The sequence below is a fragment of the Mesorhizobium sp. genome (assembly GCF_965229135.1).
Classification (GTDB): domain Bacteria; phylum Pseudomonadota; class Alphaproteobacteria; order Rhizobiales; family Rhizobiaceae; genus Mesorhizobium.
On sequence record NZ_OZ245860.1, the window covers coordinates 4,873,616 to 4,893,739 of the forward strand.

A 20,124-nucleotide genomic window follows, 5' to 3' on the forward strand; every position below is an offset into this window, starting at 1 on the left:
ATAACAAGGGGAATTTCGAAGACAGCGCACTGGCATCATTTTTTGTCCCATCGCGCCGCTCCAGTGAGAGTAGCTGGTTGGGCAGTGGGTTGTCGGTCTCAGTCAGTCGTCAAAAGCGCGGAGTCGCGATGTCTGTCACGGGTGCGGGTCACAATGCGGATCTGATCGTCATCAATGGTCGTGTGCTGACCATGGACGATGGCAATCCAACCACCGAGGCCGTTGCCGTCAAGGACGGCGCCATCCTCGCCGTTGGCAGCCGCGCCGCCATCGAAAAGCTCATGGGGCCGGCCACGAAGGTCATCGACGCCAAGGGCGGCTCCGTGATCCCGGGCTTCATCGAAGCCCACATGCATCTGTTTTCGGGCGCCGCCGAGCTTGCCCACCTGCAACTGGCGGGCGTCCACGGTTTCGAGGCGCTGCAGAAGGCGATCCGCGATTATGCGCCGACCCGGCCCGACGCCAAGATGCTGGTCGGCCAGAGCGTCGACTACACCGTGCTCGGCGACGAGCGCGTGACGCGCCATCACCTCGACCGGATACTGCCGGACCGGCCTTTCATCATGGCCGCTCCCGACCATCACACGATGTGGGCCAACACCAAGGCGCTGGAAATGGCCGGCATTCTGCATGGCCGCACGCTTGGTCCAGGCAACGAGATCGTCATGGGTGACGATGGCCTTGCGGCTGGAGAATTGCGCGAGGGCGAAGCATTCGGCCCGGTGCTCGATCTTGCCGGCGAAAGCCGGGTCCGGCTGGGATTGGCGACTGGCGGCGAGCCGGATCCGATGCCCACGCCGGCGGAACGCGCTTACGACCGCGACATCATGCGGCGCGGCCTGGCATGGTGCGCGCGACACGGCATCACCTCGATCCAGAACATGGACGGCAATCTCTACCAGCTCGAACTGCTGGCCGAAATCGAAGCCGAGGAGGGCTTGCCCTGCCGCGTCCAGATTCCGTTCCACTACAAGAATTTCATGACGCTCGACATGCTGGACAAGGCATCCGAGATGTCCAGGCGCTTCAACAGCGAATGGCTGTCGTCGGGCATGGTCAAGGTTTTCTATGACGGCGTGCTCGATTCATGGACGGCCGTGATGGTCGAACCTTACGCCGATCGTCCGGACTGGGTGGGAGAGCCGCTCTTCACGCCGCAGCAGTTCATCGACCTGGCCGTTGCCATCGACAAGCGCGGGCTTCAGATCGCCGTGCATTCGATCGGCGATGGGGCGGTGCGCGCTGTCCTCAATGGGTATGAGGCGGCGCAAAAAGCCAATGGCAAGCGCGACAGCCGGCACCGGATCGAGCATATCGAAGTCACCACGACCGAGGATGTGCCGCGTTTTGCCGAACTCGGCGTCATCGCCTCGATGCAGCCGCCGCATCCGCCGGGCGCAATGGGCCTTCCGCTGGAGCCGACCGTATCGCGCATCGGAGCCGCGCGCTGGCCGTTGAGTTATGCCTGGCGCACGCTGAAGGATGCCGGCGCGCATGTCGTCTTTGCTTCGGACTGGCCGGTATCGCCGATCGATCCGATCCTGGGCATCCAGGCGGCAGTGCTGCGCAAACCGTGGGCGCAGAGCGATCCGGACCAGAGCTTCTCGGTTCGTGAGTCATTGGCCGCATATACAGTCGAGGGCGCCTATGCCGGATTCGCCGAGCATCGCAAGGGTATGCTGAAGCCAGGATATCTGGCCGACCTGGTCGTGTTGTCTGCCGACATCGAGGCAATCGACCCGGAGATGATTCACCATGTGCGATCGCAGATCACGATCTGTGGCGGCAAAGTCACCTACCAGGCTTGATGGTTCCGGGGGCTTGCTTTCTCAATTGGGATCGGCTGTGTTGACCAGGCTAATCAGCACTCGGGAACAATAATCAACAATCAAACCTGCCTTGAAGGGCAGGCCAGACAATGGGGTAATCGTGCCGGATCAACCGGGTAAGAATGCAATTGAAGTTCGTGGCGTCCGCAAGGTGTTCGGCACCGGTGAGACGCAAGTCGCCGCCCTCGACACGGTTTCGGTGTCGATCCGCGAGAACGAGTTCTTCACGCTGCTCGGGCCTTCCGGGTGTGGAAAGACGACACTGCTGAGGCTGATCGCCGGCTTCGACTTTCCAAGCGCTGGCGAAATCCTGCTCCATGGCCAGGACATCGCCGTGCTGCCGCCGTTCAAGCGGCCGGTCAACACCGTGTTCCAGTCCTACGCGCTGTTCCCGCACATGACGGTGGCGGAGAATATCGGTTTCGGCCTGGAGATGCTGGGCAAGCCGAAGGCCGAGATCAAGGCGCGCGTCGCCGAGATGCTGAAGCTGGTCAAGATGGAGGCGCTCAGCGCGCGCCGCACCAGCCAGATTTCCGGCGGCCAGCAGCAGCGCGTGGCGCTGGCCCGGGCGCTGGCGCCGCAGCCCAAGGTGCTGCTGCTCGACGAGCCGCTGTCGGCGCTCGACTACAAGCTGCGCAAGGACATGCAGATCGAGCTGAAGCGTCTGCAGAACGAGACCGGCATCACCTTCATCTTCGTCACCCACGACCAGGAAGAGGCGCTGACGATGTCGGACCGCATCGCGGTGATGTCGTCGGGCAAGATCCTGCAGGTCGGCTCGCCCCGCGACATCTACGATCGGCCGGCCGAGCGTTTCGTCGCTGACTTCATCGGTGAATCGAACTTCCTCAAGGCCGAGGTCGCCAGCGTGTCCGCCGGCAAGGCCACGGTGAAGCTGTCATCGGGCGTGGAAATCCCGGCCTCGCTGCCGGACGGCTTTACACCAAGCGGCAAGGTCACCATCGTCGTCCGCCCTGAACATGCGCAGTTGGCCGCGGCCAGCCCCAGCGCGTCGCTTTCCGGCACGGTGGAGAACATCGTCTATCTGGGCACCGACACCCACTTCCATCTTCGCCTTGACGATGGTGAGCCCTTCATCGTGCGGCGCCAGAATAGCCGTGGTGTCGGCGACGGGATCGTGCAGGGCGGCAAGGTCGGCATCCTCATCGGCGGCGACGCTGCCCAGGTCCTGAAGGATTGATGATGGCGACCGCGGAAGAAGTCGCCAAAGCGGCGGAGCAGCGGGATATTCGTGACCGCTGGTTCCTGTCGGCGCCGGCGCTGCTGATCATTTTCCTGGCCGCGACCGGCCCGCTGCTGATCGTACTGATCTATTCGTTCCTGACGCCGGGCGCCTATGGCGACGTCAAATGGCAATTCTCGTCCGACGCCTGGACATCGGTGTTGCTGGAACGCGACATTTTCGACGATACGCTTTCGCTCGCGGCGGCGCACGTCACCATCTTCCTGCGCTCGATCAAGCTTGCCGTCGTCACGACGATCGCCACTTTGGCGCTAGGCTTCCCGACCGCCTATTTCATGGCGACGCGCAGCGAAAAGACACGTGATCTCTGGCTGTTCCTGATCACCATTCCGTTCTGGACCAACCTTCTGATCCGTACCTTCGCGGTGCTGCAGATCATCCGAAACGAAGGCATCATCAACACGATCCTGCTGAAGCTCGGCATCATCTCGGCGCCGATCCAGATCCTCTATACCGACACGGCGATCCTCATCGGCATGGCCTATGTCTACCTGCCGCTGATGGTGCTGCCGATCTACGCCAGCATGGAAAAGCTCGATTTCCGGCTGGTGGAGGCGGGCTACGATCTCTATGCGACACGGTTCCGCGTGCTTCGGCGCATCATCTTCCCGCTGGTCAAGCCGGGGGTCATCGCGGGCTCCATCCTTGTCTTCATTCCAGCACTGGGCGCCTATGTGACGCCCAGCGTGCTGGGCGGCGGCAAGAACATGATGCTGTCCAACCTGATCGAACTGCAGTTCGGCCAGGGTCGAAACTGGCCACTGGGTTCAGCACTGTCGATCACCGTCATGCTGATCGTCATGGTGGCGCTGCTCGCCTATGTGCGCAATGCGGGCAAGTCGGGGGTGCGTCATGGCTAGCAACTTCTCCATCAAGCATCAGCCTGGATTCACCACGATCGCGGCGACCTGTTTCGTCGTTCTCTATTTGCCGATCATCGTGCTGGTCATCTATGCCTTCAACGCGGCAAGCTCGACATCGGAATGGGGTGGTTTTTCGCTCCGGTGGTTCCAGTCGGCGTGGCAGAATACGCAGGTCATCGACGCGACGCTGCGGTCCTTCCAGATCGGCGCCATCGCGGCCACGCTTGCCACGATTTGCGCCACCATGGCCGCGCTCGCCACCACGCGCACGGCATCCTATCCTGGCCTCACCTTCAAATACGCGGCGATCAACCAGCCGCTGATGGTGCCGGAGATAGTCACCGGCGTGGCGCTGCTGATCTTCTTCTCGCGCATCAAGATCTTCACCGGCTATTCCGGCCTCGGCTATCTCATCGCCGCGCACACGGCGTTCTGCATTCCCTTCGCCTATCTGCCCATCCGGGCCCGGCTGGAGAATATGGACCTGACGCTGGAACGCGCCGCCGCCGATCTCTACGCGACGCCGTGGAAGGCTTTTCGGCGCATCACGTTGCCACTGTTATGGCCGGGTATCCTTGCCGGGCTGATGCTGGCCTTCGTCATCTCGCTCGATGATGTCGTCATCACCGAGTTCGTCAAGTCCGGCGGCCAAGACACGCTGCCCACCTATATGCTCGGCCAGATCCGCCGCGGCATAACACCAGAGATCAACGCGATATCGACCGCTTTCCTGCTGCTTTCGGTCGCAATCGTCACGTTGTTCTTCTTCATCAGCAGGAAACGAGACTAAACCGACAATGGGAGCTAAAGCATGAACTTGAAGACAACAGCAACCGCCATGGGGTTGGCGTTGCTTGCTTCGACGGGCCTCGCCCGCGCCGATGGCGTGCTGAACATCTACAATTGGGGCAACTACACCAGCCCCGACGTGATCAAGAAGTTCGAGGCCAAGTACAACGTCAAGGTCACGATCACCGACTACGATTCCAACGACACCGCGCTGGCCAAGGTCCGCCAGGGCGGCACCGGCTTCGACATCGCCGTGCCGTCGCAGACCTACGTTCCGATCTGGATCAAGGAAGGCCTCGTGCTCGAGACCGATCCGGGCAAGATGGAAAACGCCAAGAACATTGCGCCCGAATGGGCGAATCCCGAATTCGATCCCGGCCGCAAATATACGGTTCCGTGGGCTTGGGGCACGATCGGCGTCGTCGTCAACACAGATGCCTACAAGGGCCCGGCCAACACCTGGGGTATAGTGTTCAACACGCCCGACGAGCTGAAGGGCAAGGTCAACGTCGTTCCGGAGATGGGCGACGTGATGTTCGCCGCGATCAAGTATGTCGGCGGCCAGCAGTGCACCGACGACAAGGCTGTCCTGAAGAAGGTACGCGACCTCCTGGTCGCGGCCAAGCCGAACTGGATCGCCATGGAATACAACACCATCGAGAAGATGGGCGCCGGCGACTTCAAGGCGACCAGCGACTGGAACGGTTCGGCTCTGCGCCAGCGCCTGGCCAACCCGGCCATCCACTTCAACTATCCGAAGGAAGGCTATGGCCTGTGGAGCGACAACGTGGTCGTTCTGAAGGAAGCCAAGAACGTCGAGAATGCCAAGCTCTTCCAGAACTTCATCATGGATCCGGAAAACGCGGCCGGCCTCTCGGCCTTCCATCGTTATGCCAACGCCATCAGCGGTTCTGACAAGTACATGCCGGCCGACATGAAGGACGCGCCGGAAGTTGTCATTCCGGCCGATGCGAAGGCGCAAGGCGAGTTCCAGAAGATGTGCCCGCCGGAAACCCAGGAACTTTACACCAAGATCTGGACCGAGCTGCAGAAGTAACCCTTCACACGGTTCAGCAGACATTATCGCGGCCGGGGTCGATCAAGATCGATCCCGGCCGTGGCTAGCGTTTTATCTTCATATTGCAGAAGAAGACGTCACAGTTGGAAAGGAAAATATTGCCGTGAATTTTAACTTGTCCGTAGCCACCGCTGCCCTCGCGCTGCTCGCCGCAACCAGCTTCGCCCAAGCCGAAGGTGAGCTCAACATCTACAATTGGGGCAACTACACCAGCCCCGATGTCATCAAGAAGTTCGAGGAAAAGTACAAGGTCAAGGTGACGATCACCGACTACGACTCCAACGACACCGCACTGGCCAAGGTGCGCCAGGGCGGCAGCGGTTTCGACATCGCCGTTCCCTCGCAGACACACCTGCCGATCTGGATCAAGGAAGGACTTTTGCTCGAGACCAATCCGGGCGGCATGGAGAACGCCAAGAACATCGCGCCCGAATGGGCGAACCCCGAATTCGATCCCGGCCGCAAATACTCGGTGCCGTGGGCCTGGGGCACGGTCGGCACCGTCGTCAACACCGGCACCTACAAGGGCGACATCAACACCTGGGGCATCATCTTCAACACGCCTGACGAGTTGAAGGGCAAGGTCAATGTCGTCCCGGAGATGAAGGACGTCATGACCGCCGCGATCCGTTACGTGGGCGGCGAGCAGTGCACGGCCGACAAGGAAATCCTGAAGAAGGCGCGCGACCTGCTGGTGGCTGCCAAGCCCAACTGGGTCGCCATGGAATACAGCGCCATCGACAAGATGAAGGCGGGCGATTTCCAGGCCTCGACCACATGGAACGGGGCCGGCCTGCGCATCCGGCTGGCGCGTCCCGAAGTCCATTTCGGCTATCCGAAGGAAGGTTTCACCTACTGGAGCGACAACGTCGTCGTGCTGAAGGACGCCAAGAACGTCGAGAACGCCAAGCTGTTCCAGAACTTCATCATGGATCCCGAGATCGCGGCCGGGCTTTCCGCCTATCACCGCTACGCGAACGGCATCGCCGGGTCTGAAAAATTCATGCCCGCGGAGATGAAGGACGCACCCGAGATCATCATTCCGGAGGCCAGCAAGCCGCATGGCGCGATGGCCATGATGTGCGCGGCGGAGACCGACGCGATCTACACCAAGATCTGGACCGAACTTCAGAAGTAGCAGACCATCGAAGCCCGGCACCGGCCGGTGCCGGGCTCTCTCGTTTCAGGCAGGTGATGCCATGAGTTCCTACCGCAACAGCGACCCGCAGCCGGCGATCATGCAGGGTTCGCCGCCCACGATGGTGCCGCCGAAGCTAGACTGGGACCGGCCGCCATGGAACCGCTGGGCGTTCCAGCATATCCGCGAAATCCTGCCGACCGTGGAAGTGTGGCGCGGCAACGGCCATCGCCACCGCTTCGAGCGGGCCGAGGCCGATCTCGACGCGCTGCCGGCAAGCGACAGCACCGGTGGCGCCACGACACTGGCCGGGCTGCTCGACGAAACCTATACGGACGGCTTCCTCGTGCTCAAGGACGGCAAGATCGCCTATGAGCGCTATTTCAACGGCATGAGCGACCGGACGCTGCATCTGTCGCAGTCGATGGCGAAGTCGATCACCGGGTCGGTGTTCGGCATACTGGTCGGACGCGGCCTCATCGACCCGGCGCTGCCGGTGACGGCCTATCTGCCGGAACTCGGCGCGACCGGATGGGCAGGCGCCAGCGTGCGGCATGTGCTGGACATGACCACCGGCGTGCGCTTTTCCGAGGAATATACCGATCGCTATTCCGAAATCGGCCAGGTCGATGTCGCCACCGGCTGGAAGCCGGTGCCGCCCGGCAGCGATCCGGCCTTCCGCTGGCCGGCGCATCTGTATGAGCTGATCCTCGGCTTGAAGGACACGGTCCGGCCGCATGGCGCGGCGTTCGAATACCGTTCGATCGAGACCGACGTGCTCGCCTTCATCATGGAACGGGTGACCGGCAAGCGCCTGGCGCAGCTGGTTTCGGAAGAGCTGTGGCAAAAGCTCGGCGCCGAGGAAAGCGCCTGCTTCACGGTCGACAGCGCCGGCTATGCCTTGGCCGATGGCGGCTTCAACGCCACGCTGCGCGACTATGGCCGTTTCGGCCAGCTGATCCTCGAAAACGGGCGCGGCATCGTGCCTGCCGACTGGATCGAGGCGACGCGCAATGGCAAGCATGGGCCTGATTTCAGTTCGAGCCTGCCCGGAGGCAGTTACCGCAACCAGTTCTGGATCGAGGATCAGCATTCGCGCGCGCTGATGTGCCGGGGCGTGTTCGGGCAGATGATCCATATCGACTGGAATACCAAAATGGTGGTGGTGAAGCTTTCGAGCTGGCCGGATTTCAGCAATGTCGCCTATTCGGTGGCGACGCTGAAAGCCGTCCACGCCATCGCCGCCGCCCTGGGCTGAGAAAAAACCACGTCCGCAAAACAAGACCCGGAAGGAACCGCCATGACCGGCAAGACCGCGTTTGAAACCCGATATGGCTTTGCCCGCAATCAGGTGCTGCTTTCGAACTGGCGCGAAAACCCGTTCAACCGATGGTCGTTCCAGAACCTGGGCGAGTTGGTGCCGACCGCACCCATCGCGGCTGCGCCGGGCGCCAGCGAAACTCCGGCTCGGGACCTGGGCGCGCTGCTCAACGAGAAGGTCGCCATCTCCGGCGGAACCGAGACCGTCGCCGCCTTCCTTGCACGCTCCAGCACCGATGCACTGACGGTGATGAAAGGCGGCAAGTTCATCGGCGACTGGTTCGCGCCGCATATGGAGTTCGGCGCCCGCCACATCGTCTTTTCGGTCAGCAAGTCGCTGACCGCCATTATCGCCGGCATATTGGAAGGCGAGGGGGCTTTCGACCCGGAAGCCCCCGTCGCCAGGTACATCCCGGAAGCCGCCGGCTCGGCCTATGGCGACGCAACGGCGCGGCATGTGCTGGACATGACGGTCAGCCTCGATTTCGAGGAAGCCTATCTCGATCCGGAAAGCGCCTTTGCCCGCTACCGCCGCGCCACACTGTGGAATCCGGGTGGCGGCACGGAAAGCCTGCGGGAATTCATCCTCACCCTGCAGCGCCTTGCCGAGCCGCATGGCGAGACCTTCCGCTACCGTTCGCCCAATTCCGACCTGCTCGGCCTGCTGCTCGAACGTGCGTCGGGCCAGCGCTTCACCGACCTGATGCGCGAAAAGCTGTGGCAACCGCTGGGTGCGGTGAGCGAAGCATCGATCGGCGTCGACATGGAGGGTACGGCGCGCACTGCCGGCGGCATTTCGGTAACGCCGCGCGATCTGGCCCGCGTCGGTGAAATGATGCGCCAAGGCGGCATGGCCAACGGCCGCCGCGTCGTGCCGCAGGCCTGGGTCGAGGACACCGCCAGCACCGGCGGCAGTTCGGATGCCTGGCAGCGTGGCGCGATGGTACCGCTTTTTCCACAAGGCCGGTACCGCAACAAATGGTATCAGTCGGGCAAGCCGAGCGGCGCCTATTGCGGCATCGGCATCCACGGCCAGTGGCTCTATGTCGATCCGAAAGCGGAAGTCATCATCGTCAAGATGTCGTCGCAGCCGGAGCCGGTCGATGACCCGCTGGATCTGGAGATCGTCGCGTTCTTCGAGGGCCTGACCCAACTGGTCTGAACCGTTCGACACGGTTCAATTCCGGCATGCTTTCCTGTGGACCTCCGTGACGGTTGAAAACGTCACGGTTGGCGGCAGGATCGTGTGCGCCTATGGTCGCCGCTCTTTCGCGCCGGCCGCGCGAACCGATGGATCACAGCAGCGGGAACGACATGGCATCCGACATCAAGCGCATCGCAGCGATCATCGCCGCCGAGATCACCGCACGCCCCGAACAGGCCGCGGCGGCGATCGAACTGCTGGATGAGGGCGCCACGGTGCCGTTCGTGGCGCGCTACCGCAAGGAAGTCACCGGCGGCCTCGACGACACGCAGTTGCGCCTGCTTTCGGAGCGGCTCGTCTATCTGCGCGAACTCGATGCGCGCCGCGACACGATCCTGGGTTCGATCCGGGAGCAAGGCAAGCTGACGCAGGAGCTTGAAGACAAGATCGCCGCCGCCGTCACCAAGGCGGAACTGGAAGACATCTATCTGCCCTACAAGCCCAAGCGCCGCACCAAGGCCGAGATCGCCAGGGAGCGTGGGCTGGGCCCGCTTGCGGAGGCCATCCTTGCCGACCGTTCGCTGGTTCCCGCCGAACTGGCGCTGGCCTATGTCACCGAGGAGGTCGCCGATGCCAAGGCCGCGCTCGACGGCGCGCGCGACATCCTGTCGGAGCAGTTCGCCGAGAATGCCGATCTGGTCGGCAAGCTTAGAAGCTACATGAAGGATCGCGCTTTCATGCGCGCCAGGGTCGTCGAGGGCAAGCAGGAAGCCGGCGCGAAATTCTCGGATTATTTCGACCATGTCGAACGCTGGGCGACGGTGCCCAGCCATCGCGCTCTGGCGATGCTGCGTGGCCGCAACGAGGAAGTCCTGTCGCTCGACATCGACGTCGATGCCGATGACACGTCGCCGGTAAAGCCGGTCGAGCGGATGATCGCCAATGCCTATGCCATCGGGGGCAGCCTGCCGGGCGATCGCTGGCTGATGGAGGTCGCCGGCTGGACGTGGCGCATCAAATTGTCGCTGCACCTGACGCTCGACCTGATGCGCGACCTGCGCGAACGGGCGGAGGAAGAGGCGATCCATGTGTTCGCTCGCAACCTCAAGGATCTGCTGCTGGCAGCCCCGGCCGGTTCGCGCGCCACGATGGGGCTCGATCCTGGTATCCGCACCGGTGTCAAGGTGGCGGTGGTGGACGGAACCGGCAAGGTGCTGACCACGACGACAGTCTATCCTTTCCCGCCCAGGAACGATGTTCGCGGCACGCAAGCCGAACTCGCCAAGCTCATCCGCCTGCACAAGGTCGAGCTGATTTCGATCGGCAACGGCACCGGCAGCCGCGAGACGGAAAAGCTGGTCGCCGATATGTTGTCCGACATGCCGGCGGATGGCGGCCCGAAGCCGCTCAAGGTGATCGTCAGCGAGGCGGGCGCGTCCGTCTATTCGGCGTCGGCGACAGCGGCGGCGGAATTTCCCAATCTCGACGTGTCGCTTCGCGGCGCCGTATCGATAGCGCGGCGGCTGCAGGATCCGCTGGCCGAACTGGTCAAGATCGAACCCAAGTCGATCGGCGTCGGCCAGTACCAGCATGATGTGGACCAATACCGGCTCGGACGCTCGCTGGAGGCGGTGGTCGAGGACGCGGTCAATGCGGTCGGTGTCGATCTCAATACGGCATCGGCGCCGCTGCTGGCCCGCGTGTCGGGTCTTGGCGCATCGCTTGCCGATGCCATCGTCGCGCATCGCGATGCGACCGGTCCTTTTGCCAGCCGAAAAGATCTGTTGAAGGTACCGCGCCTGGGGCCTCGCGCGTTCGAACAATCCGCCGGCTTCCTGCGCATCGCCAATGGCAGCGAGCCGCTCGACGCTTCGTCGGTGCATCCGGAAGCCTATGGCGTGGCCAAGAAGATCGTGGCGGCCTGCGGGCGCGATGTCCGGTCGCTGATGGGCGACAGCGCCGCGCTCAAGGCGCTCGACCCGCGCGTCTTCGTCGACGAGCGTTTCGGCCTGCCGACGGTGCGCGATATCCTGGCGGAACTTGAAAAGCCCGGCCGTGACCCGCGCCCCGGCTTCAAGACGGCGACCTTCGCCGACGGCATCGACGACATCAAGGATCTGAAACCCGGCATGCTGCTGGAAGGCACGGTGACCAATGTCGCCGCTTTCGGCGCCTTCGTCGATATCGGTGTCCATCAGGACGGTCTGGTGCATGTCTCGCAGTTGGCCGACCGTTTCATCAAGGATGCGCATGAGGTGGTGAAGGCCGGCGACGTGGTGAAGGTGCGCGTCGTCGAAGTCGACATCAAGCGCAAGCGCATTGCGCTTTCGATGCGCAAGGATGGCGGCGAGGGTGGTGCGTCGAGAGGCGGTCCACGTGACAATGGCGGTGGCAAGCCGGCGCCGCGCGGACCGGCACCGCAGCGCCAACCGGAACGGCCGGCGCAGCAGGGTGCGTTCGGGGCCGCGCTGGCCGATGCGTTGAAGCGGAAGTAGCTACCACGCCAGAACCGCCGGCTCCTTGTCCAGCTGGCGCAGCAACCAGTCCCGAAAACTGGCGACCGGCGGGTGACCCCGTTTATCGTGCGGGACGACGAGATAGTAGGCGCCGCGGCTTTCCATCGGCCGGCCCGGCGTGGGTACAAGCTGGCCGCGCTGCAATTCGCCCGCTATCAGGACCTGCGGCAGCAAGGCGACGCCGAGCCCCGCCATGCAGGCTTGGGCGGCGGTGCCGAACTGCTCGAACTGCATGCCGGGCCCTGTCGGCGCGCTCAGGCCCTCATATTCGAACCACTCGGTCCACGCGCCGGGGCGTGTCGCCATATGCAGCAGCGGCAGGCGGCCAATATCGGCCGGCGTGGCAATCGCGCGGCCGGCGAGGAATTCGGGGGAGGCGACAGGCGCCACGGTCTCGCGCACCAGCAGCGTGGAATCGGCATCCGGCCAGTCCGGCAGGCCGTAGTGGATGGCCGCGTCCAGCCTCTCCCTGATGAAGTCGAAGCGGCCGACGCGGGACACGAAATTGATGGTGATGTCGGGATTGTTCTCGACGAAATTGGGGATCAGCGGCATCAGCCAGCGTGTGCCGAAAGTCGGCAATATGGCCAGATTCAAGATGCCACTATGCCGATTGCTCATCAATCCAAGGGCGGCGTCGCGCAGTTGTCCGAGCGCTGAGCGCACCGCCTCCGCATAGATCTCGCCTGCGACCGAGAGCCTGACATTGCGGCTGTCGCGTTCGAACAAACGGCGGCCGAACTGATCTTCCAGAAGCTTGATCTGCCTGCTGACGGCGCCCTGGGTCAGGTCGAGCTCCTGCGCGGCCGCGGTGAAGGAGCCCAACCGCGCCACGGCCTCGAAGGCGGCAAGGGCGCCGGTGTTTGGCAAAAGGCGACGCTGGACGCTCATGATCCATTACTAACACTCATGGAATGGTGAGGCAATTTCGTTTGATTTTTTTGGGCTGGAGGCGGATAAGCCAAGGCAATTCAGCATATATCCGTGCGCGCCCCAGTATCGCTGATGATTTGGGGCGACATGCATGAGTTTTGGGAGAGAGCCATGGCCGGCGACAAGAATGCATTCGTCTGGGAAGACCCGTTCCTGTTCGAGGACCAGTTGTCGGAAGACGAGCGCATGATGCGCGACGCGGCGGCCAGTTTTGCCGCCGACAAGCTCGCGCCGCGAATCGAGCAGGCCTATCTCAACGAGACCGCCGATCCCTCGATCTTCCGTGAAATGGGCGAGGCCGGCCTGCTCGGCATCACCATCCCCGAGGAATATGGCGGGCTCGGATCCAACTATGTGACCTACGGGCTGGTGGCACGCGAGATCGACCGCATCGATTCCGGCTACCGCTCGATGATGTCGGTGCAGTCGTCGCTGGTGATGTACCCGATCCATGCCTATGGCTCGGAAGCACAGCGCAAGAAGTACCTGCCCAAGCTCGCCAGCGGCGAATGGATCGGCTGTTTCGGCCTGACCGAGCCGGATGCCGGCTCCGATCCGGGCGGCATGAAGACGCGCGCCGAAAAGACCGCCAACGGCTACAAGCTCACCGGCTCGAAGATGTGGATCTCCAACGCGCCGATCGCCGACGTCTTCGTCGTGTGGGCGAAGTTGAAGGGCGAGAATGGCAAGGACGATATCCGCGGCTTCGTGCTGGAAAAGGGCATTAAGGGACTGTCGGCGCCGAAGATCGGCGGCAAGCTCAGCCTTCGCGCCTCGATCACCGGCGAAGTGGTGATGGAAGGTGTCGAGGTCGGCGATGATGCGCTGTTGCCCAACGTGTCGGGCCTGAAGGGGCCGTTCGGCTGTCTCAACCGCGCCCGCTACGGCATTTCCTGGGGCGTCATGGGCGTTGCCGAGGATTGCTGGTTCCGCGCCCGCCAGTACGGCCTCGACCGCAAGCAGTTCGGCAAGCCGCTGGCCGGCACGCAGCTGTACCAGAAGAAGCTCGCCGACATGCAGACCGAGATCGCGCTGGGCCTGCAGGCTTCATTGCGCGTCGGGCGGCTGATGGATCAGGGCAAGATGGCGCCGGAGATGATCTCGATCGTCAAGCGCAACAATTGCGGCAAGGCGCTCGACATCGCCCGCCAGGCCCGCGACATGCATGGCGGCAACGGCATCCAGATCGGCTACCACGTCATGCGCCACGCGCAGAACCTGGAAACCGTCAACACCTATGAGGGCACGCATGACGTGCATGCGCTGATCCTTGGCCGCGCGCAGACTGGGATACAGGCGTTCTTTTGACGCTTTGGTCGCTGCTGAGGCTTCGGTAGCTGGTTAAATTAGGTGCACCGCAACATCTCTGCTTGGAGAACGGCTGCTAGTTGTGTCAGGGTCCGGCGAGTTCCTTTGAAACGCTGAATTCCGGGGCCCCATGGCAATTCTGGCAGCCATCTATCACCTGACACACTACAAATACGACCGGCCTGTGGTTCTCGGCCCTCAGGTCATCAGGCTGCAACCGGCGCCGCATTCCCGTACCAAGGTGCTCAGCCATTCGCTGAAAGTCGAGCCGGCCAACCATTTCGTCAATCTGCAGCAGGACCCCTACGGCAACTTCCTCGCCCGGTTCGTCTTTCCCGAGCCGGTGACGGAACTGAAGATCGAGGTCGATCTCGTCGCTGACATGACGGTCTACAATCCGTTCGATTTCTTCGTCGAACCGTCGGCCGAGATTTTTCCGTTCGAATATCCCGAAGACATCAGGGACGATTTGACGATCTACCGGACGCCGGAGCCGGCTGGGCCGCTGTTGTCGGCGTTCCTGGCCACGATCGATCGCGGCCCGACCAATACCGTCAACTTCCTCGTCGATCTCAATGCCCGGCTGCAACGCGAGATCGCCTACATCGTGCGCATGGAAACCGGCGTGTTCTCGCCGGAGGAAACGCTGGCCGCCGCCAAGGGATCGTGCCGCGATTCAAGCTGGCTGCTGGTGCAGATCCTGCGCAATCTCGGCATCGCCGCGCGGTTTGTCTCCGGCTACCTGATCCAGCTGAAGCCGGACCTTGTCGCGCTCGATGGTCCCGCCGGAACAGCCGTCGACTTCACCGACCTGCACGCCTGGTGCGAGGTCTATCTTCCGGGCGCCGGCTGGATCGGCTTTGACCCGACCTCAGGCCTGCTTACCGGCGAAAGCCATGTGCCGCTGGCGGCGACGCCGCATTTCCGCAACGCGGCGCCGATTTCCGGCATGGCGAGCTTTGCCAATGTCGAGTTCGGCTTCGAGATGCGGGTCGACCGCATCGCCGAACATCCACGCATCACCAAGCCGTTCTCCGATGAGAGCTGGCACGCGCTCGATGCGCTCGGCAACAAGGTCGATGCGGTGCTCAAGGCGGAAGACGTGCGGCTGACAATGGGCGGAGAGCCCACCTTCGTTTCGATCGATGATTTCGAGTCCGCCGAGTGGAATACAGCCGCCGTCGGCCCGACCAAGCGCGAAAAGGCCGATGCCCTGATCCGCCGGCTGCGCGAGCGCTTCGCGCCGGGCGGTTTCCTGCATTATGGCCAAGGCAAATGGTATCCGGGCGAGAGCCTGCCGCGCTGGACCTTTTCGCTGTACTGGCGCACCGATGGCGAGCCGGTGTGGAGCGACCCGTCGCTGATCGCGCGGGAGAAAAGCTCCGCCGATGTCGGCCCGAAGCAGGCCGAAAGCCTGCTGACCGCGATCGCCGGCGAACTCGGCATCGAAAAGACCATGGTCAGCGAGGCCTATGAGGATCCGGCCGAATGGCTGCTCAAGGAAGGCAAGCTGCCCGAGAATGTCGACCCGTCCAATTCAAAGCTGGAAGACCCGGAAGAACGCAGCCGCATGGCCCGGGTGTTCGAGCGCGGGCTGACGAAGCCGTCGGGCTATGTGCTGCCGGTGCAACGCTGGAACAGCCAGGCGTCGGGGCCGCGCTGGCGCTCGGAAAAATGGAAGACGCGGCGCGGCCGGCTGTTCCTGGTGCCCGGCGATTCGCCGGTCGGCTACCGCTTGCCGCTGGGCACGCTGCCCTATGTGCCGCCGGCGCAATTCCCCTACATCGTGCCGGTCGATCCGTCGCTGCCGCGTGGACCACTGCCGGTGCGCGAGGCCATTTTGCCCACGGCCGCTCCAGCCGAACTGGAAGGCGCTGACGAAATGGCACGCCGCCAGCAGGCGGTATCCTTCACCGCGGCGACCGGCCAGCAAGATCGGGTCGAGCAGGAAATCACCGAGATTGGCGGTGCGGTGCGCACCGCGCTTTCCGTCGAGCCGCGCGACGGGCGGCTCTGCGTCTTCATGCCGCCGGTCGAGGCGCTTGAGGATTATCTCGAACTCGTCGCCGCAGCGGAAAATGCGGCGCGCGCGATCGGACTGCCCGTGCATATCGAAGGCTATGGCCCGCCACACGATCCGCGCCTCAATGTCATCCGCGTCGCGCCCGACCCTGGCGTCATCGAGGTCAACATCCATCCCGCCGCCAACTGGCAGGACTGCGTGGCGACGACGACAGCCGTTTACGAGGAGGCGCGGCAGACGCGGCTTGGCGCCGACAAGTTCATGATCGACGGCCGCCATACCGGCACTGGCGGCGGCAATCATGTCGTTGTCGGCGGCGCCACGCCCAATGACAGCCCGTTCCTGCGCCGCCCCGATTTGTTGAAGAGCCTGGTGCTGCAATGGCAGCGGCGTCCGTCGCTGTCCTATCTGTTCTCCGGCCTGTTCATCGGCCCGACCAGCCAGGCGCCGCGATTCGACGAGGCGCGTCACGATTCGCTTTACGAGCTTGAGATCGCGATGGCGCAGGTGCCGCATCCCGATCAAGGCAATGCGCCGTTGCCGTGGCTGGTCGACCGGCTGTTCCGCAATCTCCTGACCGACGTCACCGGGAATACGCATCGCTCGGAAATCTGCATCGACAAGCTGTTTTCGCCGGATGGGCCGACCGGCCGGCTGGGGCTGGTCGAGTTCCGCGGCTTCGAGATGCCGCCCAATGCGCGCATGAGCCTGGCGCAGCAACTCCTGGTACGCGCAATTATCGCCCGGGCGTGGACAAACCCGCTTGATGGTCGCTTCGTGCGCTGGGGCACGTCCTTGCATGACCGTTTCATGCTGCCGCACTATGTCTGGGCGGATTTCCTCGAGGTGCTCGATGACCTCAAGCTCAACGGCTTCGAGTTCCGCCCCGAATGGTTCGACGCCCAGCTCGAATTCCGCTTTCCGTTCTGCGGCGAGGTCCAGCATGCCGGCATCAAGCTGGAACTGCGCCAGGCGCTTGAGCCGTGGCATGTCATGGGCGAGCAGGGCGCGATCGGCGGCACGGTGCGCTTCGTCGACTCTTCGGTCGAGCGGTTGCAGGTCAAGACGGAAGGTCTCAACCCCGAGCGCCACGCCATCGTCTGCAATGGCCGCATCGTGCCGATGAAGGTGACGGATAATCGTGAGGTCGCGGTCGCGGGCGTGCGCTTCAAGGCCTGGCAGCCCTCGTCGGGCCTGCATCCCGCGCTTCCCGTCAACACGCCGCTGGTGTTCGACATCTACGACCGATGGTCGGGCCGCGCGGTCGGCGGCTGCATCTATCATGTCGCCCATCCCGGCGGCCGCAGCTACGACACCTTTCCGGTCAATGGCAACGAAGCCGAGGCGCGGCGGCTCGCCCGCTTCGAGCCGCGTGGCCATACGCCGTCCGGTTATGTGCCGCGCAACGAAGAACCCGCTGAAGATTTCCCGATGACCCTTGACCTGAGGCGGCCTCCAAGACTCTGATCGACAATGGCAAAGGGGAATCAGAAGAGAGTACGCGGCAAGCCGCACAATCTGCTGGAGCATTACCGGCCGATTGATGGCGTCGTCGACGAGATGGTCGATGCCCAGGGCAATCCGCGCCCCGTCTGGAAGCATTTCATCGAAGCGCTCGAGGGGATGGGGCCGGACAAACTTGGCCAGCGCTTTGCCCGTGCCGACCAGTATCTGCGCGATGCCGGTGTCTACTACCGTGTCTATGACAAGGCCGGGGCCAATGAGCGGGAATGGCCGCTTGCGCATGTTCCCGTGCTTATCGGGGAAGAGGAATGGGCTGGCATCAGCGCCGGTCTCGTCCAGCGAGCCGAACTTTTCGAAGAGACGCTCGCAGACATCTATGGGCCGAACCGGCTTATCGAGAAAGCCATCCTGCCAGCAGGGCTGATCGCAGCCAGTCCCGAATATCTGCGGCCGGTGGTCGGCACCATGCCGGCCGGTGGGTACTTCCTGCATTTCTGCGCCTTCGAGCTTGGCCGTGGGCCTGACGGCCAGTGGTGGGTGCTGGGCGACCGCACACAGGCGCCGTCCGGAGCCGGCTTCGCACTGGAGAACCGCGTCGCCACCACGCGTGCGCTGTCCGACATCTATGGCGAGATGCATGTGCATCGTCTTGCCGGCTTCTTTCGCCGCTTCCGCGACGCGCTGATCGGCATGGCGCAGACATCCGATGGCCGTGTTGCCATCCTGACGCCCGGACCGCTCAACGAAACCTACTACGAACACGCCTACATCGCCCGCTATCTCGGCATCATGCTGCTCGAAGGCGAAGACCTGACCGTTTCCGATGGCAGGCTGATGGTGCGCACCGTATCCGGGTTGATGCCGGTCAGCGTGCTGTGGCGGCGGCTCGATGCCGCCTTCGCCGATCCGCTCGAACTGCGACCGGATTCGCAGATCGGCACGCCGGGGCTCGTCGAGGCGATCCGCCAGGGTACGGTTTCAACCGTCAATGCGCTGGGGTCGGGGTTGATGGAAACCCGCGCCCTGCTCGCCTTCCTGCCGAAGATCGTGCGCGAACTGCGAGGCGAGGAGCTTCTGCTGCCGAGCGTCGCGACATGGTGGTGCGGGCAGGAGACGGAACGTGCGCATGTGCTGGCCCATCTCGACCGCATGGTGATCGGCCCTGCTTTGTCGACCCGGCTTGCCTTCGAGGATGACGACAACACGCGTCTTGGCTCCGCGTTGTCGCCCGGGGAACGCGCCGAACTCATTGCCCGGATCGAGCGAAGCGGCGGCGATTTCGTCGGCCAGGAGGCGGTGACGCTTTCGACGACGCCCGTCTATGCCGACGGCAGGCTGGAGCCTCGGCCGGCAAGCCTGCGCGTCTACCTTGCCAGGACACCGGCGGGATGGACCGTGATGCCGGGCGGTTTTGCCCGCGTCGGCCTGTCTCTCGATCCGACCGCCATCGCCATGCAGCGCGGCGGGCACGCCGCGGATGTCTGGGTGGTCAGCGACAGACCGGTGGAACGCGAGACGCTGCTGCCGCAAGAGGGCGACAGCTTCACCCGCACCAGGCCGGGCAGCCTGCCGAGCCGCGCGGCCGAGAACCTGACCTGGCTTGGCCGCTACATAGAACGCTCGGAAGACACGGTGCGCATCCTGCGCGCCTATCATGTGCGGCTGGCCGAGACCTCCGATCCAAACATGCCGCTTCTGGCCGATATCAGGGATTATCTCGAACCCTTCGGCATCGACGTCGATTCGGCGATCCCGTCGGGCCTCATCGGCACGCTGGATAGCGCCGTCTACAGCGCCGGGCAGATACGAGACCGGTTTTCGCCCGATGGCTGGCTGGCGCTGAAGGACCTGTCGAAGACCATCCATCTCTTCGCAAAGACGGTCGCGCCCGGCGACGATGCGACCCGGGCGATGACGGTGATCTTGCGCAAGCTCGCCGGGTTTTCGGGCCTGTTGCACGAGAACATGTACCGCTTCGCCGGCTGGCGCTTCCTCGAGATTGGCCGGCGCCTGGAGCGCGGCATCCAGATCGCCCGCACGCTGGCGCGGCTGACCAGCGCCAAGGCGCCGGACGGCGCGCTCGACATGATGCTGGAGATCGGCGACAGCGTCATGACCCATCGGCGGCAATATCCCGTGCAGGCCGGGCGGCGAACGGTGATCGACCTTCTGACGCTCGATCCGCTCAATCCGCGTTCCATCCTGTTCCAGCTCGAGAGACTGAAGGCCGAAATCGCGCTGCTGCCGTCAGTCGGCGGCGAGGGCCACATGTCGCCGGCGGCCAAGGAGATCCTGCAACTCAACACCCAGATCGCGATCAAGGAGCCTGCGGACATGACGACCAAGGCGCTCTACGACCTGGCCCATGAGATCGGCGGCCTCTACAACAGCCTCGCCAAGGCCTATTTCGGCTAGGCAGGCTTCCAAAAGTCGCGAGGTTTGCGACAAGAACCTG

General features: G+C 63.5%; 13 protein-coding genes. 12 read left to right on the forward strand and 1 reads right to left on the reverse strand.

The genetic code is table 11. From position 1 onward, the window contains the following. The first annotated feature begins 128 nt into the window (after positions 1-128). From ACO07C_RS23315 to ACO07C_RS23355, 9 genes are all read left to right on the forward strand, one after another. Entirely contained in the window at positions 129-1,808 is a 1,680-nt protein-coding gene (locus tag ACO07C_RS23315; protein ID WP_421916520.1) for an amidohydrolase, read from the forward strand. A 121-nt stretch (positions 1,809-1,929) separates the two neighbouring features. Next, a complete protein-coding gene (locus ACO07C_RS23320; protein ID WP_421916521.1) occupies positions 1,930-3,030 on the forward strand; it encodes an ABC transporter ATP-binding protein in 1,101 nt (366 codons plus the stop codon). A 2-nt stretch (positions 3,031-3,032) separates the two neighbouring features. Next, positions 3,033-3,953 carry an ABC transporter permease gene (locus ACO07C_RS23325; protein WP_421916522.1) on the forward strand — a complete coding sequence of 307 codons (921 nt, stop codon included), beginning with the start codon at positions 3,033-3,035 and terminating at the stop codon, positions 3,951-3,953. Then, a complete protein-coding gene (locus ACO07C_RS23330; protein ID WP_421916523.1) occupies positions 3,946-4,746 on the forward strand; it encodes an ABC transporter permease in 801 nt (266 codons plus the stop codon). The genes ACO07C_RS23325 and ACO07C_RS23330 overlap by 8 nt, the downstream gene beginning before the upstream one ends. A 21-nt stretch (positions 4,747-4,767) precedes the next feature. Beyond that, the gene (locus ACO07C_RS23335) at positions 4,768-5,802 is read left to right on the forward strand and encodes an extracellular solute-binding protein (protein WP_421916524.1); all 1,035 of its coding nucleotides are present in this window, start codon (positions 4,768-4,770) and stop codon (positions 5,800-5,802) included. Between the two features lie 124 nt (positions 5,803-5,926). Next, on the forward strand, positions 5,927-6,961 hold the full coding sequence (locus ACO07C_RS23340) for an extracellular solute-binding protein (protein WP_421916525.1): 1,035 nt from the start codon (positions 5,927-5,929) through the stop codon (positions 6,959-6,961). Positions 6,962-7,022: 61 nt separating this feature from the next. Then, positions 7,023-8,219: a serine hydrolase domain-containing protein gene (locus ACO07C_RS23345; RefSeq protein ID WP_421916526.1), complete on the forward strand. Its 1,197-nt coding sequence runs from the start codon at positions 7,023-7,025 to the stop codon at positions 8,217-8,219. Positions 8,220-8,261: 42 nt separating this feature from the next. Further along, complete coding sequence (locus ACO07C_RS23350; protein ID WP_421916527.1) at positions 8,262-9,443, forward strand: serine hydrolase domain-containing protein; 1,182 nt, start codon at positions 8,262-8,264, stop codon at positions 9,441-9,443. 152 nt (positions 9,444-9,595) lie between these two features. Continuing rightward, positions 9,596-11,920: a Tex family protein gene (locus ACO07C_RS23355; protein ID WP_421916528.1), complete on the forward strand. Its 2,325-nt coding sequence runs from the start codon at positions 9,596-9,598 to the stop codon at positions 11,918-11,920. Here ACO07C_RS23355 and ACO07C_RS23360 read toward each other — a convergent pair whose 3' ends face one another. Beyond that, on the reverse strand, positions 11,921-12,832 hold the full coding sequence (locus ACO07C_RS23360; protein ID WP_421916529.1) for a LysR family transcriptional regulator: 912 nt from the start codon (positions 12,830-12,832) through the stop codon (positions 11,921-11,923). It lies immediately after the preceding gene. 153 nt (positions 12,833-12,985) lie between these two features. Here ACO07C_RS23360 and ACO07C_RS23365 point away from each other — a divergent pair, with 153 nt between their 5' ends. The 3 genes from ACO07C_RS23365 to ACO07C_RS23375 all read left to right on the forward strand — a co-directional run bounded on the left by ACO07C_RS23365 (position 12,986) and on the right by ACO07C_RS23375 (position 20,084). Further along, positions 12,986-14,182 carry an acyl-CoA dehydrogenase gene (locus ACO07C_RS23365; RefSeq protein ID WP_421916530.1) on the forward strand — a complete coding sequence of 399 codons (1,197 nt, stop codon included), beginning with the start codon at positions 12,986-12,988 and terminating at the stop codon, positions 14,180-14,182. 130 nt (positions 14,183-14,312) lie between these two features. Beyond that, positions 14,313-17,672 carry a DUF2126 domain-containing protein gene (locus tag ACO07C_RS23370; protein WP_421916531.1) on the forward strand — a complete coding sequence of 1,120 codons (3,360 nt, stop codon included), beginning with the start codon at positions 14,313-14,315 and terminating at the stop codon, positions 17,670-17,672. Between the two features lie 6 nt (positions 17,673-17,678). Then, on the forward strand, positions 17,679-20,084 hold the full coding sequence (locus tag ACO07C_RS23375) for a circularly permuted type 2 ATP-grasp protein (RefSeq protein WP_421916532.1): 2,406 nt from the start codon (positions 17,679-17,681) through the stop codon (positions 20,082-20,084). Positions 20,085-20,124 lie beyond the last annotated feature (40 nt).